This window comes from Pseudoalteromonas prydzensis (genome assembly GCF_011050055.1).
GTDB classification, from domain to species: domain Bacteria; phylum Pseudomonadota; class Gammaproteobacteria; order Enterobacterales; family Alteromonadaceae; genus Pseudoalteromonas; species Pseudoalteromonas prydzensis_A.
In genome coordinates, this window is the sequence record NZ_DRGM01000128.1 from 83,970 (window position 1) to 108,849 (window position 24,880).

The window sequence follows — 24,880 nt, forward strand, 5'->3', positions numbered from 1 at the left end:
TATGAATAACAATCAACCATTAAAATCCACTGCGCCAAAGCAACCTAGTAAAACTGTGAAAGGGGGCTGGCAAGGTTTTGGTCTAGCTTTTTATATTGCTAACACCATGGAAATATTCGAACGCTTAGCATGGTATGGCTTCTTTGCTGTTTCATCTGTCTATATGACCACACCTATAGAACAAGGTGGCGTAGGGTTTAGTGATGCACAGCGCGGAGCCGTGCAAGGAATAATTCCTTTCTTTTTATACTTGTTACCAGTGATCACCGGGGCACTTGCAGATAGGTATGGTTACAAAAAAATGTTTGCTGCTTCATTTATATTAATGGCGCCTAGTTACTATTTTTTAGGACAAGTAACTGAGTTCAGGCCATTTTTTATGATTTTAATGTTGGTGGCATTTGGCGCGTCGTGTTTTAAGCCTGTGGTTGTTGGTACCATTAGTCAAAATACCAATGACTCAAACCGTGGTCTAGGTTTTGGTATTTTTTATACTATGGTTAATTTAGGTGGTTTTATAGGCCCTCTAGTTGCTGGATATTTACGAGCAATTAGCTGGGACGCAGTATTTATAATGTCTGCGGTATGGATCCTGATAAACTTTATACCCCTTGCTTTTTATCGGGAATCGAGCCGCGAACGTGATGAAACCAGTTTGAAATTGGTTTTACAACAAGCTCAACACGTATTGGGAAATAGCCGCTTCGCCTTATTACTATTTGTGAGTGTAGTTATTCTAATGGCAGCAGGAGTGAGCTGGTTAAGTTACTCGCAGGCATTCTTATTTATCGCGATTTGGTTGGCTTTAAATTGGATATGGGATAAAGCACTTAGCAGTAACCAAAGTAGTCAATGGTTTTACCAACCAGTACGAGTGAGCAATCGCGATTTTGCCCTCTACTTAGCTATTTTAACAGGGTTCTGGACTGTCTATAATCAACTTTTCTATACCTTACCGCTGTTTATTCGAGATTATATTGATACGCAGGATTTGGTAGCTTTTATGGCTTTTTTTGGTCAGTCCGCGGTGGATTTTTTTGCCTATGTGGACAGCCAAGCTTTACATAGTAAATTGCAAGCTCTTGCAGCTCAGTACAGTGCAATACCCATAGCTGATGTCAGCTTAGAACAGATCCGTTTAGAACTGGTGCACTTAAAAGTGAATGTACCAATTGATGAAATAGCTTTGTTTATAGAGCATATACACACATCACATTTTAGTGAGGAGCAGAGCCGCCAACTCGTTGCCAATTGGCTAGTTTACCGTCAGATTAACCCTGAATACCTTATAAACTTAGATTTTGCTGCTATTGTATTATTACAAATAATCGTTAGCGTTAAGTGCCAACACTTTAAAGTAATATCAGTATTAATTAGTGGTTTAATTGTTACCGCAGGGGCGTTCTTGCTACTACTCTTAATGAGTACAGATTTATTTGCGTCAACCTTGGGGGGAGCCACCATTGTCGCGGTGATCCTATTGATTGCATTAGGCGAAATGCTAACTTCCCCAAAAAGTCAGGAGTATGTTGCGAGCATAGCCCCCAAAGGTAATGCAGCAATGTTTATGGGCTATTACTTTGTTTCTATGGCGCTTGGTTTTTTATTTGCTGGTTTTTTATCTGGCTGGAGTTACGGCTACTTAGTCAAAATTCGGCAACAGCCTGAACTGATGTGGTTATTGTTTGCTTTTATTGCTTTGATAACTGGCTTGGGTTTTTATTTGTTAGCACGGTATAAAAAGGATTCGAATCGTGAAGTTTAAATATGTGTGTGTTTTTACCTTTCTAATAATCACATTTTACACTCAGAGCATATATGCAAATGATGCTAATTATAGAAATTTAATAGATCGAGTGGGTAGCCCTTATTACTTGCAAGACTTTGAACATGGTGGGCATCAACGCTTTAGTCCACTTTTTGATTTAGGCGCATGGCATGGGCATATGTTGCCAACTGAAGAAAATATCGGCGCGTTCACTGGGCCTGCTATTATAACTGAAGAGTACCTTAATTTTATTGCTCCGTATTTTGAAAAGCTCACTGTTTATAAAGGTGGGGAAATTAGCAATGCTAATAAAGTTAAGCTCACTATGCAGGCATACAGTCTGCCTGGCGCTTTAGTACAAGAGCTTAGGGGAGACGGGGTGCAAATCAACTTGATCCTGCGTTTTGTTACAAATCGTACGTCTTTGGTGAAAACCCAAATTATCACCGAGAAGCCACTTATTCTACAGTTCGAAGGGCAGCTTGTTGAGCATATGAGTGCTAAAAATGGCAAGGTAAAAGATGCACGTTCACCGTTTGCGGTATATCCACAATTACAGCCAAAGTGGCAAGTAACAGACGGTAATATAACGTTGAGCTTTGGTAAAGTACGTGCTTTTGGCCAGCTACTCACCTCGGGTAGCTCACAGCTACAATTACATAAAACCTTGCCGGTTAAAACCACACACGGCAAGCTGAGTTATGTAAGTGACACTAATATCGCTGGTGATCACACTTTTTATACTACTTACTCATACCTGTTGGATAGCCAAGAGGTAGCGAGAGAACAGGTCAAGATTGCTGATATTCTAAAGCAACCAGAGAACTACTTATCAGGCAGCAAAAAACGTTGGCAACATTATATAGAACAAGCGATCAGACCCATTTTAAATAACGATCTAAGCTATCAACGATTGGCGGTAAAAAGTGTAGAGACCTTGATAGGTAATTGGCGTAGTAAAGCCGGTGCTGTGGGGTTTGATACCGTAAGTCCTGCCGTGACGGGTCGCTGGTTTTCCGGTAATCAAACCTGGCCGTGGGATGGTTATAAGCAAGCTTTTGCTCTGGCGACTTTTCACCCAGAACTAGCAAAGCAAAATCTCAATGCGGTATTTGAACACCAAATAACCGCAAATGATGCTGTAAGACCTTGGGATGCTGGGTTTATTCCAGACTTAGTGGCTTACAATTTAAGCCCTGAGCGTGGTGGCGATGGTATAAATTGGAATGAACGAAATACCAAACCGAGCTTAGCCGCTTGGGCTGTGTGGCAAGTTTATCAATACACAAATGATAAGCAATGGCTTGAGGAAATGTTTGCAAAGCTGATTGCGTATCGACATTGGTGGTTAACAAATCGTGATCACAACAATAATGGTGTACCAGAGTATGGTGCAACGGTTGATAAAGCCCACAATACAAGTGATGGCAAGTTACGATTTGAGGTCAATACAGCTAATGGTTGGCAAGCGTTCAGTGGCCTAACAAACTACCAAAATGCATTAAAAACAAACCCGCAAGGGCAAGTAAAAATTCCTGCGCAAACCGCTGCATCGTGGGAGTCTGGTCGAGATGACGCTGCGGTGTTTGGATTCATTAACAGCGAACAACTCGCAAGGTATATAAAAAATGGCGGTCAAGCCACTGATTGGCATGTTGATTTTGCACAAAATTTTGATAACTCGGGGCGTTTGATTGGCTACTCACTACTGCAAGAATCAGTCGATCAGGCTTCATATATGGCAGCAGATAATCGCTATTTAAGTAAAATGGCTAAAGAGCTGAATTATCCTCGCCAGGCTAGTTACTTGTTAAAACAAGCCACACGATTAAGAGATTATATTAACCGTTGCATGTTTGATACAACGACAGGGTTTTATTACGACATAGAAATTGCGCCGCAGCCGCTTGAAAATGGTTGCGCGGGTAAACCCTTAATTAAGCGTGGAAAAGGTCCTGAAGGGTGGTCGGCGTTATTTAATCAAGTTGCCACGGTTGAACAAGCGCAGCAAGTGGTTGATGCAATGCTGGATCCACGCGAATTCAATACCCATGTGCCGTTTGGTAGTGCCGCATTAACCAATCCTGCCTTTGGGGCCGATATATACTGGCGTGGCAGAGTATGGCTTGACCAAGTTTATTTTGGTTTAGTTGGAATGAGCCATTATGGTTATTGTGAAAAAGCGCAGCAGCTAAGCGAGCAACTACTTACACATGCTGATGGCTTATTAGCAAGTGCGCCTATTCGTGAAAATTACAATCCTTTGACAGGCGAGCAACAAGGCGCGCCAAATTTTTCTTGGAGTGCCGCGCATTTACTACTCATTGTACAAAAGCAAGGAAAGTGGTGTGATTAAATACACTGCTTATTATAGCTGGTTAGGGCATTTTCCTTGTAGCAAGTAAGAGAGCTTATGTATTCATTTAACGTCCCCCAACTGATTAAGAACAATAAAATCATTTTATTTGACGGGCAGTGTCGGCTCTGCAGTGCGTGGTGCAATTTTATTATTAAACACGATAGCAAACTACAGTTTAAATTATGCAGTGTGCAGTCTCTAAAAGGCCAAGCAATACTTGAGCACTTTAGCTACCCAACGGATAGCTTCAAAACCATGATCTATGTTGCAAATAGTCAATGCATCACACAAAGCGATGGGGTGATCAATGTAGTATCACAACTTGGCGGGCCGTGGCGCTTTGTTAAAATACTGCGAATAATTCCTAAAGGTGTCCGCGATTGGGCATATGATCGTATTGCGTTTAATCGCTATCGATTATTTGGCCAATATAATTATTGCGTGCTGCCAAGTGATGAGTATGATCAACACTACTTGTAAATATTAAAGGCATACAGTTGTTGGGTTATTTAGTGAAATTAAGTGTGTTGTATTCACTGTTATTGAGTCTTGGTGTGTGTGCCAAAAGTGACGAAAACAATGACGCACCGATGATGGTCGATATGCGTGATAAACTTAATTTGCGAATGCAAAATACGGCCCAATGGCTAGATGATCTGTTAAGTGATGACAGTACTCAGAGTCAAGCTCATGCCAAGGGATATTTACAGTTAGGTTGGGCGCCACGCAGTGCTGATTTGGCTGATACCGAAGCGCGATTTAAAGTGTCTTTGAGCTTACCTAGTTGGGAAAACCGCATAAACCTGATAATCGATAATGACGCAGATGAATTCAGCCGCCTACCATTTGAAACAAACTCAGGCCTAAATCAAGACGATGACGAAGTAAATGCCGCATTGCAGTTTTTAGTTGAGCGCACTGCTAATTTAGAGTTTGAAAACCGTATTGGTGTATCACGCAGTCAGTTATATGGCCGCAGTGCGGTTAGTTGGAAAAAAGAATTTAACAACACCTTATATTCTGCATCCGCTGGCGCGGAGTATTACTTCTCCGATGGCTTTGGTTATTTTGTGAAGCTCTCAAGCGATACAAAAATAAATGAATTTTACGCTCTCAATATATCTGCTAATTACCGCGAAATTGCCGATGAAATGGATAGTGAATTACGCTCTGGAGTGTACTTAAGTTATATACCCGATCCGCAAAGGGCCATGGTATTTGGCGCTAATGTACAAAATAGCTTTGATGATTTAACCCGTTATACACTCTCGTATCGTTATCGCCAGCAAGCACAGTACAGTTGGCTATTCTTTGAAGTGGAGCCCTTTGTAGAATACCGGGAAGAGCTAAACTACCGCGATGAAATTGGGTTAGCTATTCGTTTAATTGGCTATTATGGCCAGTGATAATGATCATTGCAGATTTGTTGTGTTAAAATCGCAACAGTTTAATTTAGTAGAGACAGATCATGGCTAGCACCGCCCACGCATTACATATTTTAGTTAAGCATAAAGAGCTTGCTGAAGACATCATCAAACAGTTAAAAAAAGGCGCTAAGTTCCCAGTGCTGGCAAAAAAGCATTCTACTTGCCCATCGGGTAAAAAAGGCGGTGATTTAGGCGAATTTAAACGCGGCCAAATGGTACCGCAGTTTGATAAAGTGGCTTTTAGCGGAGAAATTCTTGAACCGCATTTAGTAAAAACCAAATTCGGTTGGCATGTAGTTAAAGTGCTATACAGGACTTAGAATTTAGTGACGAGTTAGTGAGAGTAAAGTTAGCTAGAAAAACGAATGACTTTGATTTAAACGTAAAAACCACCAATAAAGGTGGTTTTTACGTTTAAATAGCCAAACTATTTAACTGCCAACGGCACTAGGTTGTACATCTAAACCGTAACCAAACATCACTGCAAGCACTAATACAATGGAAGCCGCGACCATCAGTTTGATCAACAGTGGTAAACAAAAACGGAACCAGTGACCATAGGGCACACCTGCCATACCTAAAATACCCATCAATACCGCATTTGTAGGGATAATCATATTGGAAAAACCATCACCAAATTGATAGGCAAGCACAGCGACTTGGCGTGGCACACCGACTAAATCACCCAGTGGTGCCATTAATGGCATAGTGACATACGCTTGCCCTGAGCCCGATGGAATAAAGGTATTCAGCACTGTTTGAATAACTAACATACCAATGGCGGAAATCTCCGCACTCACATACGAAAGCGGTAGCGACATGCCATGAACTAAACTATGCAGTATTTGCCCATCTTCTAAAATTAAAGCGATACCTCGAGCTACACCGATTAAAATAGCAGTAGTGACGAGATCTGAGACCCCTTCAATAAAACGATTTGCAGTTTCATCCGCTGATAATTTGCCAAGCACTGCAACCACAGCACCCCACGCAATAAATACCCCGCCTAATTCGTATAAGTACCAACCTTTAGTGGCAATGCCCCATACCGCGATAGCAAGGGTTATGATAAAACTGCCTAAAATCAGTTTGTGACGCAGTGCAAGTTCAGGATAATTTGGCGTGGCTTTATCATTAAGTGGGCAGGGTACATCCAACATCATTGATTTGCTGGGATCATTGGCAACACGTTTGGTGTATTGCCATACATGATGAAAACCAATGAGTACAAATGGTACGAAAATCGCTAAACGTAACCATAAACCAGAGTAAACTGGGATTTCAGCAATTTGTTGCGCGATGAGTACCGTAAATGGGTTAAACGCAGACACCCCATAACCAATACCGTAACCTGCGACAATCATCCCCACCGCAGTCATCGCATCAAGGCGCATGGCTTTACATAAAGCCACTAAAATTAGCACAAATGGAATGTATTCACCCGCAGTACCAATACTGCTTGATGCTAAAGCAAAACAAAATACCACCATAAATATAAGTCGTTGCGGTTTTTTGCCATGACGCTCAAGTAAGCGACCAATTAACGCATCAACCGTGCCGGTAGCGCGGGCAATGGCAAGAACACCGCCAACAATCAATACAAAAAATATCACATCTTGCGCCGCTGCAAATGCCCGCGGTATTGCTGTTAATAAATCCCAAGGGGTCAAATAATGACGCTCTGCAACCGTTTGGTAGGTACCCGCAACGACCATTTCACGGCCTGAATCAGATAGTGTGGTAGTAAAAAAGCCTTGTGGTACTAACCAGGTAGCAACTAACGCAGTGACCATCATACCCAGCAGTAAAATCAAAGTATGCGGCACTTTGAAAGAGTTACTCATACATTCTCCATTTTATAATTGGCACAGCGAATGAAGCTTCGCTGTTTTTTGTTAAGGATAACACGAGTTGTAAAATCACAATAAAAATAGCAACGTGGACTGTAAAGGAATGTAACTAAGTTGAAATTATGAGCTTCATTAAAGAAAGTGCATGAAAGGTGTTAGTTAAATTTGCTGAGAAATGGCTGGTGCGTAGTGAACAATAAAGCTTTTACATAAAATTAAAGTAAACAATTGAACCCAAATAGGAACTCAGCTATGGTGAACCATCAATAAAAAATAAATTAAAATCAAGTGTTTCTATATGCTCGTTATGTTTTAGTGAGTATCATCACTTTCAAGGATAGATCATGAAAAAATGTATTTTGATCATTTCACTGACAACTTTATTATATGGCTGTATTACCGTGCCTGTTGTTGATAAATCTCATACGCATAAATGCGAATTATCAACAAATATGAAAGTCCTCAAAATAGTTGATGTAGCCGAAGAGACCAATTCTTTTTATTCAGTTGGTGGGTTGATTTTATCACCGATCCTCATTCCTACATCTGCTATTATTTCTGGTACTTATGTTTTAGTTAATAATACTTATCATCTTGGAGAGAAAGAAATAAAATGTGGCGAAAATAAAACTGAGGTGGAAGCAAGCAGTACAGCTAAATAATTCATCGTCAGCGATACCCTTAAAGCTGCTATCGTTGGTTTAGCAATATTAGAGTAATCAAAACAGAAACGCCGTAAAGTTGCCTTGTCGCTACAAATTTAGATTTTGGAAAAGGGATATTATGAACTACGTTAGTATTTTTGCCTTCTTGATTTTTACTTCATGTGTCAATGCAAATACGGCTTTGCCCGCAAACCGACATATTGCAGTCATCGGGGAGGCGCAGTTAAAAGCAAAACCAGATATTGCTGTGATTAACTTAGAAGTAGAAAGTTTGCAAGGCTCTAGTTTAGATGCGAAAAAGGATGTTGATAATAGGATCAATAGTTTTTTAGCTGGCATCTCTAACTTTAATATTGATGAGACGAATGTTTCTGCTTCAACTATTAACACGCAGCCAAGCTATTCGTATTCCGAGAATGATAAACAGCAATTGGAAGGCTATATAGCTAACCGCAGTATTAAAGTAACATTAACGGATATTAAGCGCCTGAATGCACTCCTGGATTTTGCACTGAGCGTAAAAGTTGATGCAATTAAAAGTATAGAGCTAAAATCATCCGCAGCGAAGACCCTAAAAGAGCAAGTCAATGTGCTGGCTGTGAGTGATGCCAAGGAGAAGGCTATTTCATTAGCCAAGGCGTTTGGTGCGAGGCTTGGGGGCATTTATAGTATCAACTCGGCGACCAATAATAGTTTTAATCGGTATGGCGAAAATCAAGCTATTGAACGGATTGTAGTGACGGGTAATCGGGCTCAGCAATTTGCAAGTCCAGGTAAGTATTTGCAGGAAAATATTATTTTTTCGGCATCAGTCAGTGCCGTATTTGATTTAGAACTCACAGATCCGACAGCTCCCTAAAGTTGGCACTTAGGGTAAAAAGCCAGATAACTTAGTTGTTACATGGCTTTTAATTTTATTACTGTTGTTGCGCTTCTTGCTCGGCGATTTGCTTAAATGCTTGCACAAATGCATCGCTTGGTTGGCCGCCGGTGAGGGCGAATTGATCGTTGATGATAAAGGTTGGCACTGAGGTAATGCCCATTTGTTGTAGCGTATTTTGTTCGCTGCGAACGTCTTGGAAATACTCGCCTGAGTCTAAAATCTGTTTTGCGCGGGCTCTATCAAGACCAACACTTGCTACCACATCAAGCAGCGTATCTTGCTCATTTAAATACACTAAATCAGTAAAGTGTGCTTTAAAAAATGCCAGTTTTAATTCAGTTTGTTTGCCTTCACTGGCAGCCCATGTTAGTAATCTATGTAGATCAAAACTGTTGATCATGATGCGCTTGCCGTCAAAATTAAAGTCAAAGCCTGCCTGTTCACCCATCTCTAAAATACGTTGACGGTTTTCATCGCCTTGTTGTTCGCTTAGGCCGTATTTTTGCGCTAAATGCTCATTTAAATCTTGCCCTGCAACTGGCATATCAGGGTTTAGTTCAAATGGCTTCCAGCTGATCTCAGCTGTAAATTCGTCACTTAATTGCGCCAATGCGGTTTCAAGATTTTTATAACCAATGATGCACCACGGACACATAACGTCTGAAACGATGTCGATTTTAAGCTTTTTCATGAGTGAGCCTATTTTTTACCAAATGTAACTGGGATATGCAGGCGAGGGGGCGTTAATTCAAGAGCTGAGTATTTTTAACTAACAAACTGCACGGGGGAAACTACCGTGCAGTGGTTTACTATGTTCTGGTTTAGATCAATCGGTTAAACCAAACGGATTTTCAATACTGTGAGCAGGCTCGGTAAACCACTTTGGGCCGTTGTCGGTCATGTAAAAATGATCTTCTAAGCGCACGCCAAACTCGTCAGGCACCACTAGCATAGGTTCATTACTAAAACACATGCCAGTTGCGAGAGGGGTTTTGTTACCGCCTACTAAATAAGGCCATTCGTGAATATCTAAACCGATACCGTGGCCGGTGCGGTGTGGGCAACCCGGTGTTTGATATTCTGGGCCTAACCCTTGGGCGGCCAAATAGTTACGGGCGCCAGCATCCACGGCTTCACATGGTTGGCCAATTTTTGCTTCATTAAACGCGGCGATTTGAGCGGCTTTTTCGTAGTCCCAAAACTGGCGTTGGCGCTGAGTTGCTTCACCAAATACATAGGTGCGGGTAATATCTGATAAGTAATCATGTACTTTACAGCCAGTATCGATCAGAACCATATCGCCTTTTTTAAGAATTTGTGGGTCTTTCACGCCATGGGGAAACGAGGTTGCTACACCAAATAATACGATGCAAAAATAGTTACCTGGCGCCCCAACTTTTTGGTGGGATTGCTTGATAAAGGCTTCCACTTCGGTGGTGCTAATACCTTCATAAAGCATACTTGCAGTGGCTTGATGCACAGCTAAGGTCATATCCATCGCTCGCTGCATCAGCGCTAATTCATTTGCTGATTTATGCATACGGCAGTGCGCAGTGACAGGTTGTGCATTGATAAGCTTTAAGCCTGTTTGCGCTTTATTGATACCGTCAAAAATAAAGAACTGCGCGCTTTCGTCAATTCCCACAGTGCCATTGGCAGCAATGCCCATTTCAGTGATTATTTTTACAAACAGAGCATACGGGCTTTCATGCTCTTGCCAGCCGCGAATGGGCCCGTCTATGACTTTAAAGCCGTTCAGCGAACCAATCTCAAAAAATGGCGCTATGTATTGCACATCACCTTTGGCGGGTAAAATAGCACCAACTAGTCGTTCACTAGCGTACCAGCGCATGCCAGTAAAATAGGTTAAGTTGGTGCCAGCATTCAAGTAGATGGCATCAATACCATTAGCTTGCATATAGGCTTGCGCTTTGGCAATGCGTGCTAGATGTTCATCTGCCTGAATGGGGGTTAAGTCGTCAGTCATATTGCTTAAACTGGCGAGTGCTTGTTCTTTAGTTTGCGTACCAATTCCGAATGTTGTCATGGTGCTCTCCTTTATTTATATGCGGCTATTGTGCGTGTGGCTGTGCTTTACTGCAAGCGGGTTGCGTTGAAAAGCGACTCACACAATAAGGGTGTATATCTATTTGCGGCGGGCGATTTAAACACAGGGCGGTTATTAGCTCTGCGGTCACGGCGCCTTGGGTTAATCCTAAGTGCTGATGGCCAAAAGCAAAGTACAGGTTGTCGTGGTTTGGGGCTCTACTAATAACGGGCAATGAATCCGGTAGCGATGGCCTACAACCCATCCAGGTACTTTTTGCATGTAACGAAGCTGTTGATGGATGAAGCAGCGCTCTTGCGTTTGGCAGTAATGCTAAGGCGCGTTTATTGTTCATTTTTCGTTTTATCCCAGCAAATTCCACAGTGCCAGCCAAGCGTAAACCTTGGCTCATTGGTGTCATAATAAAGCTGCGCTCGGCTGAAGCTACAGGACGTGCAAGTCCATGATCACTTGCCAACATGCAGTGATAACCTCGCTCAGTATCAAGTGGTACTTTATAACCGAGTGGTTTTAGTAACGCTTTACTCCACGCACCTGCCGCAATCACAACTTTATCGGCCATGTTTGTTTGCGCTTGGCTGATCAGCTCATATCCTTGTGTAGTCTGTTGTACAGCCGTTATTTTTTGTTGGCAGAACTGTCCCCCTAAAGTACTGAATTGCTCAGCGAGGCTTAGGCAAAATAAGTGTGGATCGACACTGTGGGCAACGTCTTTAAACAATAATGCGTAGCGAATCGTTTTCGATAAATTAGGCTCGAGTAACTGAACTTGCTCAGCATCAAGTAATTCAACATTAATACCCTGTGCAACATAGCTTTGTAATAAGCTGTTAATTTTGTTGAGTGAAGTGGTCTCAAAGGTGAGCAAGCTGCCTTTTTTAGTCAGCAGGTGCCCTAACTCATAGTCATTTAACAGTCGTTCGTAAGCAGGAATAGCCTGTTGGTTTAATGCTTTAAGTGCTTGTGTGTTTGCATGATAGGTTTTTGTAGGCATGTTTCTAACAAATTGCCAAAACCACGGCAGGGCTTTGAATAGGTAACGCCAATCAATGTGCAGTGGCCCTAATGGGTTTAATAGCATGGCCGGTAGTTTTGTTATTAGTGATGGGTGCGCAAGCGGAAAAACCTGTTCAGTGGCAAAGTGCCCCGCATTGCCTTTTGAACAGCCTTGGGCTAAGCCATTCTCATCATATAAAGTGACCATAAAGCCAGCGCGTTGTAAGTTTAACGCACAGCAAATACCAATGATCCCCGCCCCAACTACAGCTACATGCTGTGTTTTTTGATGTTTCAAAATGTATACCCTCAATTATGCAATTTGCTGATTATCCCGAAAGCATGCCGAGTTGTGATTAATTGCATTTTTTATCAATGTATTAGTCAAATATCTAGCCCTAAAACACCTCGTACTATGAATGAAGTAAGAAAATATTAAATTGGGATATTGATTATTGTATACAATATACCTATGATATCAAGCCTAAACATCAATCAGGTAATTAAAATGACAGTAACTTGGCAAGGAGTCTGTGCAGCAGTAATGGCTCAGTTTAGTGCAGACGACTCCATTAACTTTGCAACAACAGCAAACATGAGCGATGAACTGATCAACAAAGCTGTTCACGGCATGATTGCACTGGCTATAGCAAGCCCTACTAACCTAACAAAATTAAAGTGGGCTAGGTGATGCGTAAAGGAAGTTTTTTTTGTATTGACGGCCATACTTGTGGTAACCCCGTGAGGCTTATAACCAGTGGTCACCCGCAATTGAGCGGACTGAGCATGAGTGAGAAGCGCCAAGATTTTTTGCAAAATCACGATTGGATACGCCAAGCACTGATGTTTGAACCTCGCGGTCACGACATGATGTCGGGAGGATTTTTATATCCACCGACCACGGAAGACGGCGATGCCGCTATTTTATTTGTTGAAACATCTGGGTGTTTGCCTATGTGCGGCCACGGCACAATGGGCATTGTTACATTTGCTTTAGAGCATGGTTTGTTACATGCAAAAGTGCCAGGGACCCTATTGTTAGACACACCTGCTGGGCGTGTTCAAATCAATTATGAAATGACCGGTGGTAAAGTGCAGTGGGTAAAAATTTATAATGTTCCTGCCTATTTAGCACACCAGTCGATTGTTATTGAAGTACCTGAGTTGGGCGAGCTGATAGTAGATATCGCCTATGGCGGCAACTTCTACATTATTGTTGAACCGCAAGGTAATTATAAAGGCATTGAACATTTAACGGCTGGGCAAATTTTGCAATATAGCCCGCTAGTGCGTGATGCAATAAACGCCAAAATTAAATGTGTTCATCCGCTTGACTCAACCGTTCAAGGCGCAAGCCATGTTTTATGGACAGGCACCCCAAAAAATGCCAATTCAGACGCCGCAAATGCAGTTTTTTATGGTGATAAAGCCATTGATCGCTCGCCATGTGGAACAGGCACTAGCGCCCGAATGGCACAGCTATTTGCCAAAGGGCAGTTGGCTCAAGGGCAAAATTTTATTCACGAAAGTTATATTGGCAGCCAGTTTATTGGTTGCATTGAACACGTAACAGAGATCGCAGGCATAACAGCTATCTTACCAAGTATTCAAGGTTGGTCTAGGGTGACGGGCACAAGTGCTATCACCGTAGATGACGATGACCCATACGCATTTGGGTTTCAAGTAATTTAATGAGGAGCAAAGCATGACATTAACAGGACAAAGTTTAGTAGCAGGGCAATGGCTCGGTCACTCTGGAAATGGTGAATTTAACGCATTTTCCCCCGCCCGCAATGAACCACTCGCAACGCGCTTTTTTAACCTCAGCGCCACTGAGTTAGACAGTGCAATAGAAGCCGCACAATCGGCGTTTTATGAATATCGTAAAACCAGTTTTGCACAACGAGCAGATTTTTTAGAATGTATTGCTGATCATATTTTAGCGCTTGGTGATGAGTTACTTGAGCAAACACAGCAAGAAACCAACTTACCGCTGGCACGTTTGCAAGGTGAGCGTATGCGCACCGTAAATCAGCTTAAAGCCTTTGCTAATGCATTACGTGACAACCCTGAATCGCCACTGGGTTTAAAAATAGTGGATGAAGCAGATGCCACCAGAGCACCGTTACCAAAGCCGCACACTGAACTTAACTATTTACCGCTGGGGCCGGTGGCTGTATTTGGTGCATCTAATTTCCCGTACGCCTTTTCAACACTGGGCGGGGATACCGCCGCAGCCCTTGCAGCAGGCTGCCCAGTAATTGTAAAAAACCACACCGCGCACCCAGGAACGGGTGAGTTGATGGCACGTGTGGCGCTTGCAGCCATTAAAGAATGTGCAATGCCGTTAGGCGTGTTTGCCATGGTACAAAGCAAAGCCTACGACATATCGCATCAATTAGTGGCTGCGCCGGCAATAAAAGCGGTGGGGTTTACAGGCTCATTTAATGTGGCCAGCAAGCTGCAAGCAACAATTGCCAAGCGTGAAGAGCCGATACCATTTTATGGTGAGCTTGGCAGTATTAACCCACAAGTTATTTTACCCAATAAAGCCATTGAACATAGCAAAGAGATGGCACAATCACTTTGCCAGTCAATGCTGATGGGGAACGGGCAGTTTTGCACTAGCCCAGGGCTTTGGTTAGTACCAACCGGGTGTGACGAACTCGAAGCACATATAACAGCGTGTATTAATGATGCCCCATCAGACACTTTACTCACCCCAGGGATTGTTAAAACCTTTAAACACCAAATAGCAGAGCGAACTCAGCTTGATAAGCTTAGCGTGCTGGGTAAAGGCAAGCTGGAGCATGAATTTCATGCAAATGCACATGTATTTGCTTGTAATGCTGATGACTATTTAGCAATCTCAGCTTTGCAAGAAGAAGTGTTTGGCCCTGCTGCGTTAGTGGTGCGCTACGACAGTGAACAGCAGCTCATGACATTGATAAACCAATTACAAGGGCAGTTAACCGCCAGTATTCATGGCACTGAAGCTGATTTAAACAACGCTGATAGCCTTATCGAAGCGCTGCAATATAAAGTAGGCCGTTTGATAAAGAATCAGCTGCCAACAGGTGTTGAGGTGTGCGCTGCAATGAACCACGGTGGACCATTCCCAAGTTCAACTGATGTACGCAGTACCTCTGTGGGCACAAATGCAATGTTACGTTTTATGCGACCAATTTGTTATCAAGCATAACTATTCTTGAGCGGGATAGGTAAATTGCATATTCCCGCTTTCCTTATTTTTAGATAGGTTCAGGCAGATTCTCGCTTGGCATATAGGTGAACTTGCGTATAATGTATGCTAAATGCAATGTAAGAGGTTCACCATGGCGATCGAGCACAAAACCCGTACCCAATTAGTCGCAGAAGCAATCCGTGAAAAAATATTAACAGGTGAGATCAAAGCCGGTGATCCGCTACGTCAAGCTGCACTCGCTGCGGAACTTAATGTAAGCCGTATTCCTGTACGCGAGGCACTTCTTCAACTAGAAGCAGAAGGGCTTGTTAACTTCGAAGCGCACAAAGGAGCGACTGCAACAGAGCTTTCAGCATCACAAATTGATGAGATTTTTGATTTAAGAGCCTTACTTGAAGCAGAGCTACTAAGCCATTCAATAGACGGTTTAACAGATCAAGATTTAATCGACGCTGAGCTTATTTTAACTGAGCTTGAAAGCGCTATGGATGCGGGCGACACCCACCTTGCCACAGGCGATTTAAATAGTCGATTTCATGGTAAATTATATTCGCGCGCGCAACGGCCACAAACCCGTGAGCTGGTAGATATGTATAGTAAAAATTCAGAGCGCTATGTACGCATGCATATTTTACTTGCAGGTGGCTTAACCACCGCGCCCGAAGAGCACCGTACTTTACTAGAGCTTTGCCGCGCAAAAGACACTAAAAAAGCCTGTGACTTTTTGAAAAAACATATCTTAGGCGCCAAAAACGACATTAAAAAGCTATTACTAAAAATTGAAGACGAGAAAAGGTAACCTTTATAAGTTGTAGCTGCACTGTGCAGTATCCACTTAATAGTTCATTGCCTTAGAGATGTACTTTTCAGTAAATTAGTCACCCAAGTAAGGCATCATACGTGCACTGAGTGCAACGTCATTGATAGCAAGTAAGCAAGTATTGAGATATGAAATGAACGGTTTTGTTTCATATCTCAAACCATACCCTTTCGCTGTGTTTTACCGCCTTTCTAATTAAACGAGACTTAACTAAGCACTTTGAATTTCAACAGTGCAGCGTATCTTTTTGCAAGCGTTCATAACTGTATGTGCGGTTCATTTTTGTATCGCTAAAACAAGGTTAAGTTGTTCCTTTAATAGAAGCTTGCGGTTTCGATACTAAAATTCTCGGTATGTAATTAGCATTAATTCTTGCTTGGTTTTTTAAATTTAAAGTAAGCGATTGATTTTATTGTGATATGCGTACTTTATTCTCGGTTAACAAAAATGTCAGTTCTCGACTAAATAAATTCTCGGAGCAGGTTAAAAACTCATCGTTAGAAAATATTATTAGTACTATTGAAGTCCTTCAAAAGAGGGAATTTGCTGTCCACAAGCTTCGAGAAATAATGGTTAAACATTATAAAGAAGTTCTAGAAACGCCTGATTTGCAAGGAATTATTGAAAGTAATACTTGGCTTTTCGGTAACAAATACACAATGCTCGGTGCTGAAGAGGATGACTTCCAAAAAATATCTTTGAATCTTAGGAATCATGTAAAAGGAATAGATTCAATTGATGAAGGTGACTTTGAGTCAATGGATTTAGAAAGTGGGTTAGATATTGAGGGGGTCAGACGACAGGTAGACTTATTCTTAGCTAGAAAGAATATTGGATTCAATTCTAGAGGGGAGTCTTACTACCAGTGTACGATCATCGAAATAAAGAGGCCAGCAGTTGCACTCAACGAAAAGCATCTTAAGCAAATCCGAGACTATGCGCGAATAATATCCGAGCACTCGGGCTTCTCAATGGAGAAAATGAGATTTGAAATAATACTGGTCGGTAGAAAAATCTCTGATAAAGATTTCGATATCAACTCAGCTTTAGAAACGGCAGATGCTAATAACGAACCTGGACTAGTGTTCAGCACCAAAAATGACCGGATAAAAGGGTATGTAAAAACCTGGGGAACCATATTTGCCGAGTTTGATTTAGCAAATCATTACCTGCTTGAGAAACTTCAAACGAAGAGGGGCTTTCTTGAAGATAAATCTTCAAAGCAACTGGTAGATGAACTTCAGAAACCAGCGGAGTAATGCATTTAACAAGCAGCTGCAATCTGACTCCGCAAACTGTCACGCTTTTTGTTCCAAAAAAGCCCGCCAGCTTGCTACGCAGTTGAGCTGGGAGTTAGCTAAATCAGGAGTATCAATGATTAAAACATATCATTTTTCCCCAAACACACCAGTGTTGAGGGATATAGCTATAAATACACAGCGAGTGGTAGCTCTGGATTCTGCTCAATCTCTACCGTGTATTGTGTTTTGCGCATCGGTTCTCGAATCATTTATAAATGAATCATTTGAATACAGGCGCTATTTAGGTTCTGGAGCTAGGAGTTGTTATACAGTCAGAGAGTATGCCTTTGAAATGCATAGGATGGTCGCTGAAAGAGAACGATTACAGGATAAATACTTTTATGCGTTGAAGCTATTTTTTGATAATGAAGACTTTAAGTCACAATCTGTATTCGAATCATTTAAAATCCTTGTCGAGGTCAGAAATGCGATAGTGCACAATAAGCCCGAGGTCATGGTTACTGACGGTGCTGCATCTAAGCCAAATATTGATTTAAAGTCTTACCCTAAGTTTATTCGACAGCTAAAATCCAAACGAATTATCTCTGAAGTTGATGGGACGACTAGTTGGATTGATTTATTGCAATCCGAAGAAGTGGCAGCTTGGTCAGTCAAAACTATGAATGACATGATTCAGTTATTTATGTCGGCTCTAGACGATGGTGAGTATAAAGAGTGTTTTACTCGATACTACTGATGAAAATTCAGCTAACACAAATGAGCCTTAACTCTGCCAATAGGCACTAGTATTTTTTTACCGTTTTTATAAATTGACGGTCAATCCTAAATCAATAAAAAAATTCGTTTACTTCCTTTATTGCAACAGTAAATTGTAGATACAAAAAAACTCCGTAACAACGGAGTTCGCGATTTGAATACTTTAAAAGATCAGTCTAGTAAATCGAGGATCTCAAGTCGTTCTTTTGCTAGGGTATACCTTGTATGAACATCATCAATTTGCTGTTGGGTTAACTTCTTGCCAAAGGTGCGAAGCCCACCAGTTAGATCATTATGATGAATGCCAAAAGCAAACTTTAGGTACTCTAAAAGTAACGGTTGTGCATCAAGGTAGGAGATAGAATTCATCGCCTGAGAAATTTTATTTGCCTCAGCCCACTCTCCATTATTTACATATTCTTGCATAGTAATACTCGCTTTTGGGAATATGCACCCAACACCTGTAATGCCACCACATGCGCCAGCAAGGCCTGCATGAATAGTCACAGTGTCAACACCGGCCAATACTTTTAAGTTTTTGTTCTCTAACATCATTGTTTCAATAACTGACACGTCGATAGTCGATATTTTAAGCGCGGTGACTTCAGGCAGGGCAGCAAGTCTTGTAAGTAGATCAGTTGAGAGCGCATGATAGCCGGCTGCGTCAGGGTTGTTATAGGGCATTATTGTTATGCCCGCTGCTTTTGCAGCCGCTGCAGAAAGTGCGTAATACGCATACATTTGTTCATCACAAGGCGCTTCCTTCGTTTTTGGTGGCATTACCATAACGGTATCTACGCCAACAGTCGCAAGCTCTGTAACTATTTTGGCAAGTTCTTCTTTTGTTTGTGCCGCAGCGCCACTGATCAATGGAACATTGTACTCTTTCGCAACGCTAGAGAGGGCTTTTAGTAAAGAAAGGCGCTGCTCCGCGCTTAGATAGTTATTTTCACCGAGTGTACCTGAGCCGACTAGTCCACCCATTCTAGTTCCATGTTTACCTTGCACTTTTAAAATATCTGCAGCGTATTTTTGTGTTGCTTCAAGATCAATTTCAACAGTGCCGGATTCAGTTTCTTTTAGCCATGTAAATACAGCTGGCATAACAGTGTATCGCCAATCTTTACTATTAGTTTCCATTATAATTCCTCTTGTGAATATATTGTATACATTATACATTGAGAGTGTATCAGTTAAATTATCTTTGGCAAAGCCGTGATAAAAATAAATCTGACACCTAGTTTAGAGTTTGGTAAGAATTAACAGAGCAGCAGTGTTCCAGAAAGCTTGCGTAAACATGCAGAGCAAGCATGAGCCATGCTAAAGTGACTTAACTCGCATTTAATATTTAAGGCCGATTTCACTGTTGTGAAAATATGAATATATATGAATATAAAGGTTAATAATGAATGCTTGGCGAGGCAAAAGCTGCGCGGTAAACTTGCAGCTATAAATAGGCGCTAGGCTTAGCCTATTTCAAAAGAGGTTACACCAAACACCTTACTTAAAGGGGTAGTGGGGGAGGGCTGTGTATACATTCTGGCTGTTTCAAACGATGGCTGCATATTATAGCGTTGCGCTAAAGCCATTGCGGCTTGGTTTATATTAGGCACATCTAAGTAGATAGTTTCATCTGTAGGAACTGATGCCTTTAATGCGAGAAACAACGACTCTGCCAATTGAGGAGTGTTCGCGTATAGAGGGCCAATTTTAAATCCTTCGCGACATGCCCTGATCACACCGTAACCTGCTAATTTACCCTTGTCTAAAATTCCCAAAGCTTGAGAATTGGGCTGGCTTATCCAGCTTCGCAAAAAATCTGCTCTAACTGCTGGGAAAAAGGGTTTTTCGTAATCGCTTATTGCTGAGAATGGCAAGCTTGCAAGCTCTATAATATCGTCATTGTTTGGCAATTGACCGCCACCGGCTCCTGCAAATCTAATATTACTGTAGGCCAGTTTAAATCCTGATTTTTTATAATTATCTTGCTGTTCAAGTACGCCATCAAGGGCAATATTACAGTTTTTCAGATAGTTAAGGCCCGCTTGCCAAATTTTCATGCCATAACCTTTGCCCCGATATTCAGGTTTAACGATGTAAAAGCCTAAAAAAGCAAAATCGTTATCATATTTAACAACGGAAATGGTTGCGATAGCTTCATCGCCAAGGTAGCCAATTAAAAAGCCATGGGGATCTGCCTGATAATAATTATGGGCATCATTAAGGCCTGGGTTCCAGCCCTCTAGCGCGGCCCATTCAACGGCAATATTCACTTCTTCTTTAGACATAACTTTGATGGTTAAGCGCTGCTCTTGCATGTGAGTCCTTTTAATTTTTGCTAATTCTGCACTTTTTGTTGAGCGTATAAGCATAGAACGAAGCGTGTAAATTGCACAGTTATTTTCACACAAGCGTTTAATAATAGGCTTATTTTTAATTTTTCCATGGTGATGTTTTTACCACAGCTTGCGATTAACAGCATGGAATTTTAGGACGATCCTAAAAAATAAATGTATATTTAATATTGTATACAATATGTAATGGGTGTATATTTTTTTCGTCAGAGGTTAGACAGACAACAAAAAATTAACAGGATCAAAGGAACATTTTCATGTTTACATATAATAAAAAGCAAACTCGGGGAGCGGGTGTAAAAACCCTATTAGCAACGGCGGTTACTGCTGCATTAATGATGGCGCCTGCTGCGCAAGCCGTTGATGGCAGTAGTATTGTAAAAGGTCATATTGTGGCGCAATCTGGCAATGATTTGATTGGTGCAAAAATTACCCTTAAACACAAAACGAAAGGTCTTGTGTATACCATTACAAGTAATGCTGAAGGCGATTATTTACTGCGTAATGTGCCAGTGGGTACTTATGACGTCACTATTGTGAAAGATGGTTATCAAACAATGGTTGAAGAAGATGTGGCTGTGACCATTGGTCAATCCATTATTCTTGATGTACAACTTTTTAAAGCTGGCACTGACATTGAGCGTATCGCAGTATCCGGCTCAGCAATACGCCGTGTTGATATGGCTTCTTCAACCTCTGGTTTAACGTTTAGCGATGCTGAGCTTAAAGCAATGCCAGTAAATACGGGGTTTGAGAGTATTGCGTTACTTGCACCAGGTACCGCAGCTCCGGGTGGTTCTAATTTTAAAGGCGCCTCTAGTTTTGGTGGCTCATCAGCAGCTGAAAATGGCTACTATTTTAATGGCTTAAATGTAACAAGTATTCGCACAGGGTTGGGTTCAATTCGTCTACCGTGGGAAGCTATTTCTCAAACTCAAGTTAAAACCGGTGGTGTAAGCCCTGAATTTGGTGGTGCATTAGGCGGTATTGTAAACGCTGTATCTAAATCAGGTGATAATGATTTTAAATTTGGTGCAGAGGTGCGCTGGGATCCTGATAGTCTTCGTAGTCAGCATGATTCAATATTCCAAGATAGTGGAACTATCGATACTAATACTCAACAAAGTAGTGACGATTTTAAAGAAGTACAGTTATGGGCGAGCGGTGCGATTATTGAAGATACGCTTTTCTTCTATGGTTTATTTGCTCCACGCAGAGAAGAGACTAACAGTGCGGGACAAACCACTTTCTCTGATTTTGAGCGTGATGAAGACCGCTGGTTTACCAAGGTCGACTGGTTCATTAATGAAGACCATTCAGTAGGTTTCTCTGCGATGAATAACAAACGTACGTGGACCGATAAAACATTCGCTTATAACTGGCAAGATAATGTGGTAGGTGACCAACAGGGTGTAGATGCACCTGGCGAAGATGGCGGCAATGTATACAGTATTAACTACAATGGCTATCTGACTGATACATTTTCAGTGTCAGCTGTTGTTGGCCGTGTTACAGAAAATGTTGAAAACGTTGTAGCATCACCTAACCCAGGTGTGTGGGATGAACGTGATGGCTTTGTAACGTTAAGTCAGCATACAAATTCCGATATAACGGAAGAAGAATATATTCGAGACCAAGCCAGAATTGATTTTAACTGGGACTTGGATATGCATTCAATCCAGTTTGGTATTGACTACACCAACGTGAAAGTTGATTACTTGGAAGGGCAAAACGGGGTGGGTGATGCACAAGGCTGGTGGACAATAAAAACCGCAGGTGAAAATGATATCTCGGGTGCAGCGCTGGGCAGTGATTTTATTGAGCGACGCGTGCGTAGCCGTGAAGTCGATTCAGATACCACTTCGTTAGCGTTTTATATTAATGACTCATGGCAAGCAACTGATAATTTAGTGCTTAATATGGGCTTGCGTTACAGTCAATTTGAAAACACCGTATCGGATGGCCGCGCTTTTGTTGATATTGATAACCAAATCGCACCGCGGTTACAAGCTATCTATGATGTAAGTGGTGATGGTAGTGCTAAAGTATTCGCAACCTTTGGTCGCTACTTTCAGCCTGTATCGGCCAACATGAATATTACTCAAGGATCGGCATCTATTGAGTGGTTTGAGTATTTCGAATTAGATCAATTAGAAGGCAATGGTTCACCTACTTTATTAGCGGATGGTTCACCTAGCAGAGGTGATATGTTACGTGATAGACGCTGGCGTCAACGTGGTATTACAGAGCCAGGACTTATTGCTTCTGCTTCTTTGAAGCCAATGTACAGTGATGAGTTTACGATAGGCTATCAGCAAGAAGTGTTTGATACTATGTCGGCGGGAGTACGCGCTATCTATCGTGATTTAGGTCGCAGTGTTGAAGACACCGATGTAGGTCCTGTACTTGCTAAAAAGCTAGCCGAGATGGGGATCACCGATAACGTAGGTCAAGGTTCATACTATGTTTTGAATAACCCAGGTGAAGCGATCCAAATGTCGTATGATTTTGATGGCGATGGGCAAGTTGATAACGTTAATTTAAGTGTTGAAGAGCTAGCATTACCTGAAGCACAGCGTAAATATTTGGCGCTTGAATTTACTTTAGATGGCAATGTAACCGATGATTTACGGATCAACACATCATATACATGGTCACACAGTTACGGTAATACAGAGGGCTTAGTTAAAACGGACAACGACCAAGCTGATCCGGGCTGGACAACTTCTTATGACTATGGCGATTTGATGGATCATGGTTATGGTAATTTACCAAACGATCACCGCCATGCGATTAAATTTAGCGGTGCCTACAGTATTACCGATTCATTAACCGTTGGCTTAGTTGCGCGAACAACATCGGGTCGACCAAAAAGTTACTTCTCAGTTCACCCTGAAGGTGTAGATAGCTGTGAGCAAGGTAATCCTTGGGATGCGTGTATTAGTAAATACTACGACCAGGCATCGCATTATGATGAAAACGGTAACCCAGCTCCTCGTGGTAGTAAAGGCAATTTACCTTGGTTAACTAACGTAGATATGTCGCTTACTTATTACACTGACTTTTTTGGCTCTGATATGACACTCAAAGGCACCGTTTATAACTTATTTGATGGTGATAGCGCGCTATCAATAAATGAGGAACGCGCTCAGTACGGTGATAATGGCTTAGAGCTTAACCCTGATTATGGTTTAGTTACAGGCCGACAAGGAGCTCGGTATGTATCGTTAACCGCGCGTATAGAATTTTAAGTTCCCTGGTAAGTGGCTGTAAGTTGTCGTTTTAGTACATATCACCTAACAAGCGAAAGCTAAAATTGACAAAATGTTTAAGCACATTCTCATAGTGAGTAACACAGCCCTGATGCTGAGTAGGTAACTGCTCGGCATTTTTCTTATTACTAGACTTGAAACGATTGCAGTATAAATAAAAAAGATATACTGTATACAAAAATAGAAAGAGTGACATATGACCCATACTTTATTCTCTCACTGGCAACAGCCAAATAATGATTGGTTATCAATAAATACACTTGATATGCACACAGGTGGTGAGCCCCTTCGGATTATTGTTGATGGTTTTAGCGATGTGCAAGGGCAAACCATGCACCAGAAGCGTGCTGATTGTTTGGCGCGTTTTGATGACTTACGAAAAGCATTGATGTTTGAGCCGCGCGGGCATGCTGATATGTACGGTGCATTAATTACGGCTCCTGAGCGTGAGAGTAGCCACTTTGGCGTACTTTTTCTACATAACGAAGGTTATAGCACTATGTGCGGGCATGCCATTATAGCCTTAGCTACGGCTGCAAAAGACTGTGGTATTGCTAATTTTATTGATGGAATTAATGAGTTACGGATTGATACCCCAGCAGGGCTGATTACAGCGTATGTTGAGCTTAAAAATGCTCAGTTACAGCAAGTATATTTTGATAATGTAGCCAGTTTTGTCGATAAGCTCGACGTGAAAATTAAATTGCCTATGGTTGGGGAGGTTAGCTGTGATATTGCATTTGGTGGCGCCTATTATGCGTTTGTTGATGCTGATACTGTTGATTTAAGCTTAGCACCAGATAATCATGAACAGATCATTAGTCTTGGTAAAACGATTAAACAGCAGGTAACAAAACAATATCAACCAAAGCACCCAACTGATCAGGCACTTGGTTTTTTATACGGGGTTATTTTTTACTCCAATAGCCAGGTATCGCAGAGCAATCATTTTAGCCGACATGTATGTATTTTTGCAGAAGGTGAGCTTGATAGAAGCCCAACCGGTACTGGCGTTAGTGCCCGCGCTGCACTTGCGTTCGCAAAAGGTGAGTTGGCGATAGGGCAAAGTGTTAACATTGAAAGTATTTTGGGTTCAGTATTTAACGTGAACATTTGGCAGTCATGCAATGTTAAAACACATACTGCAATTATTCCTCGTGTTACAGGCACAGCTTTTGTTACAGGCAAACATACA

21 protein-coding genes are annotated in these 24,880 nt (G+C 41.7%); 15 read left to right on the plus strand and 6 right to left on the minus strand.

The features are described 5' to 3' along the window. The first annotated feature begins 1 nt into the window (after position 1). The 5 genes from ENH88_RS12365 (at position 2) to ppiC (ending at position 5,874) form a co-directional block, all read left to right on the plus strand. Positions 2-1,765 carry an MFS transporter gene (locus ENH88_RS12365; RefSeq protein ID WP_064664551.1) on the plus strand — a complete coding sequence of 588 codons (1,764 nt, stop codon included), beginning with the start codon at positions 2-4 and terminating at the stop codon, positions 1,763-1,765. A 4-nt stretch (positions 1,766-1,769) separates the two neighbouring features. Further along, on the plus strand, positions 1,770-4,124 hold the full coding sequence (gene ygjK, locus ENH88_RS12370; protein WP_304182574.1) for an alpha-glucosidase: 2,355 nt from the start codon (positions 1,770-1,772) through the stop codon (positions 4,122-4,124). A gap of 57 nt (positions 4,125-4,181) precedes the next feature. Then, positions 4,182-4,607, plus strand: coding sequence for a thiol-disulfide oxidoreductase DCC family protein (locus ENH88_RS12375; protein WP_304182553.1), 426 nt, complete (start codon positions 4,182-4,184; stop codon positions 4,605-4,607). 17 nt (positions 4,608-4,624) lie between these two features. Further along, positions 4,625-5,533, plus strand: coding sequence for a hypothetical protein (locus ENH88_RS12380; protein ID WP_304182555.1), 909 nt, complete (start codon positions 4,625-4,627; stop codon positions 5,531-5,533). Between the two features lie 62 nt (positions 5,534-5,595). Beyond that, positions 5,596-5,874, plus strand: a complete 279-nt coding sequence (gene ppiC / locus ENH88_RS12385; protein ID WP_064664548.1) for a peptidylprolyl isomerase PpiC — start codon at positions 5,596-5,598, stop codon at positions 5,872-5,874. A gap of 111 nt (positions 5,875-5,985) precedes the next feature. Here the strand turns inward: ppiC and ENH88_RS12390 are convergent, their stop codons facing one another. Further along, positions 5,986-7,398, minus strand: a complete 1,413-nt coding sequence (locus tag ENH88_RS12390; protein WP_304182557.1) for a YfcC family protein — start codon at positions 7,396-7,398, stop codon at positions 5,986-5,988. A 350-nt stretch (positions 7,399-7,748) separates the two neighbouring features. Between ENH88_RS12390 and ENH88_RS12395 the strand changes: the two genes are divergently transcribed. Together ENH88_RS12395 and ENH88_RS12400 are read left to right on the plus strand one after the other, a co-directional pair. After that, positions 7,749-8,066 carry a hypothetical protein gene (locus ENH88_RS12395; RefSeq protein WP_304182559.1) on the plus strand — a complete coding sequence of 106 codons (318 nt, stop codon included), beginning with the start codon at positions 7,749-7,751 and terminating at the stop codon, positions 8,064-8,066. A 121-nt stretch (positions 8,067-8,187) separates the two neighbouring features. Then, positions 8,188-8,928, plus strand: coding sequence for an SIMPL domain-containing protein (locus tag ENH88_RS12400; protein WP_304182561.1), 741 nt, complete (start codon positions 8,188-8,190; stop codon positions 8,926-8,928). 58 nt (positions 8,929-8,986) lie between these two features. On the opposite strand, the gene ENH88_RS12405 is transcribed toward ENH88_RS12400, so the two are convergent. From ENH88_RS12405 to ENH88_RS12415, 3 genes are all read right to left on the minus strand, one after another. After that, positions 8,987-9,643, minus strand: a complete 657-nt coding sequence (locus ENH88_RS12405) for a DsbA family oxidoreductase (protein ID WP_304182562.1) — start codon at positions 9,641-9,643, stop codon at positions 8,987-8,989. A gap of 135 nt (positions 9,644-9,778) precedes the next feature. After that, positions 9,779-10,999, minus strand: a complete 1,221-nt coding sequence (locus ENH88_RS12410) for a M24 family metallopeptidase (RefSeq protein WP_304182563.1) — start codon at positions 10,997-10,999, stop codon at positions 9,779-9,781. Positions 11,000-11,024: 25 nt separating this feature from the next. After that, positions 11,025-12,314, minus strand: a complete 1,290-nt coding sequence (locus ENH88_RS12415; RefSeq protein WP_283709020.1) for an NAD(P)/FAD-dependent oxidoreductase — start codon at positions 12,312-12,314, stop codon at positions 11,025-11,027. A gap of 210 nt (positions 12,315-12,524) precedes the next feature. On the opposite strand from ENH88_RS12415, the gene ENH88_RS12420 reads away from it, so the two are divergent. From ENH88_RS12420 to ENH88_RS12445, 6 genes are all read left to right on the plus strand, one after another. Beyond that, entirely contained in the window at positions 12,525-12,707 is a 183-nt protein-coding gene (locus tag ENH88_RS12420; protein ID WP_064664539.1) for a hypothetical protein, read from the plus strand. Beyond that, positions 12,707-13,708 (plus strand): 4-hydroxyproline epimerase, encoded by a 1,002-nt coding sequence (locus tag ENH88_RS12425; protein ID WP_064664538.1) that lies wholly within the window; start codon positions 12,707-12,709, stop codon positions 13,706-13,708. Before ENH88_RS12420 ends, ENH88_RS12425 begins: the two co-directional genes overlap by 1 nt. A 13-nt stretch (positions 13,709-13,721) precedes the next feature. Further along, on the plus strand, positions 13,722-15,218 hold the full coding sequence (locus tag ENH88_RS12430; RefSeq protein ID WP_192540332.1) for an aldehyde dehydrogenase (NADP(+)): 1,497 nt from the start codon (positions 13,722-13,724) through the stop codon (positions 15,216-15,218). A 133-nt stretch (positions 15,219-15,351) separates the two neighbouring features. Beyond that, complete coding sequence (locus tag ENH88_RS12435) at positions 15,352-16,020, plus strand: GntR family transcriptional regulator (RefSeq protein ID WP_064664536.1); 669 nt, start codon at positions 15,352-15,354, stop codon at positions 16,018-16,020. Positions 16,021-16,460: 440 nt separating this feature from the next. Further along, positions 16,461-17,300 carry a hypothetical protein gene (locus tag ENH88_RS12440; protein WP_304182564.1) on the plus strand — a complete coding sequence of 280 codons (840 nt, stop codon included), beginning with the start codon at positions 16,461-16,463 and terminating at the stop codon, positions 17,298-17,300. After that, positions 17,275-18,039 (plus strand): hypothetical protein, encoded by a 765-nt coding sequence (locus ENH88_RS12445; RefSeq protein WP_304182566.1) that lies wholly within the window; start codon positions 17,275-17,277, stop codon positions 18,037-18,039. The genes ENH88_RS12440 and ENH88_RS12445 overlap by 26 nt, the downstream gene beginning before the upstream one ends. A gap of 191 nt (positions 18,040-18,230) precedes the next feature. Here the strand turns inward: ENH88_RS12445 and ENH88_RS12450 are convergent, their stop codons facing one another. Next, positions 18,231-19,199 (minus strand): dihydrodipicolinate synthase family protein, encoded by a 969-nt coding sequence (locus tag ENH88_RS12450; protein ID WP_283709024.1) that lies wholly within the window; start codon positions 19,197-19,199, stop codon positions 18,231-18,233. A 326-nt stretch (positions 19,200-19,525) separates the two neighbouring features. Beyond that, entirely contained in the window at positions 19,526-20,377 is an 852-nt protein-coding gene (locus ENH88_RS12455; protein WP_283709025.1) for a GNAT family N-acetyltransferase, read from the minus strand. A 293-nt stretch (positions 20,378-20,670) separates the two neighbouring features. Between ENH88_RS12455 and ENH88_RS12460 the strand changes: the two genes are divergently transcribed. Beyond that, positions 20,671-23,664: a TonB-dependent receptor gene (locus tag ENH88_RS12460; RefSeq protein WP_304182568.1), complete on the plus strand. Its 2,994-nt coding sequence runs from the start codon at positions 20,671-20,673 to the stop codon at positions 23,662-23,664. Between the two features lie 217 nt (positions 23,665-23,881). Next, positions 23,882-24,880, plus strand: a 999-nt coding sequence (locus ENH88_RS12465) for a proline racemase family protein (protein ID WP_304182570.1), incomplete at its 3' end; no start/stop codon positions are given.

Coding starts and splice junctions, on each gene's coding strand:
- ENH88_RS12420 (WP_064664539.1), top strand. CDS start 12,525: ATGACAGTAACTTGGCAAGGAGTCTGTGCAGCAGTAATGGCTCAGTTT.
- ENH88_RS12445 (WP_304182566.1), top strand. CDS start 17,275: ATGAACTTCAGAAACCAGCGGAGTAATGCATTTAACAAGCAGCTGCAA.
- ENH88_RS12400 (WP_304182561.1), top strand. CDS start 8,188: ATGAACTACGTTAGTATTTTTGCCTTCTTGATTTTTACTTCATGTGTC.
- ENH88_RS12410 (WP_304182563.1), bottom strand. CDS start 10,999: ATGACAACATTCGGAATTGGTACGCAAACTAAAGAACAAGCACTCGCC.
- ENH88_RS12455 (WP_283709025.1), bottom strand. CDS start 20,377: ATGCAAGAGCAGCGCTTAACCATCAAAGTTATGTCTAAAGAAGAAGTG.
- ENH88_RS12435 (WP_064664536.1), top strand. CDS start 15,352: ATGGCGATCGAGCACAAAACCCGTACCCAATTAGTCGCAGAAGCAATC.
- ppiC (WP_064664548.1), top strand. CDS start 5,596: ATGGCTAGCACCGCCCACGCATTACATATTTTAGTTAAGCATAAAGAG.
- ENH88_RS12395 (WP_304182559.1), top strand. CDS start 7,749: ATGAAAAAATGTATTTTGATCATTTCACTGACAACTTTATTATATGGC.
- ENH88_RS12425 (WP_064664538.1), top strand. CDS start 12,707: ATGCGTAAAGGAAGTTTTTTTTGTATTGACGGCCATACTTGTGGTAAC.
- ENH88_RS12365 (WP_064664551.1), top strand. CDS start 2: ATGAATAACAATCAACCATTAAAATCCACTGCGCCAAAGCAACCTAGT.
- ENH88_RS12450 (WP_283709024.1), bottom strand. CDS start 19,199: ATGGAAACTAATAGTAAAGATTGGCGATACACTGTTATGCCAGCTGTA.
- ENH88_RS12460 (WP_304182568.1), top strand. CDS start 20,671: ATGTTTACATATAATAAAAAGCAAACTCGGGGAGCGGGTGTAAAAACC.
- ENH88_RS12390 (WP_304182557.1), bottom strand. CDS start 7,398: ATGAGTAACTCTTTCAAAGTGCCGCATACTTTGATTTTACTGCTGGGT.
- ENH88_RS12375 (WP_304182553.1), top strand. CDS start 4,182: ATGTATTCATTTAACGTCCCCCAACTGATTAAGAACAATAAAATCATT.
- ENH88_RS12430 (WP_192540332.1), top strand. CDS start 13,722: ATGACATTAACAGGACAAAGTTTAGTAGCAGGGCAATGGCTCGGTCAC.
- ENH88_RS12440 (WP_304182564.1), top strand. CDS start 16,461: ATGCGTACTTTATTCTCGGTTAACAAAAATGTCAGTTCTCGACTAAAT.
- ENH88_RS12405 (WP_304182562.1), bottom strand. CDS start 9,643: ATGAAAAAGCTTAAAATCGACATCGTTTCAGACGTTATGTGTCCGTGG.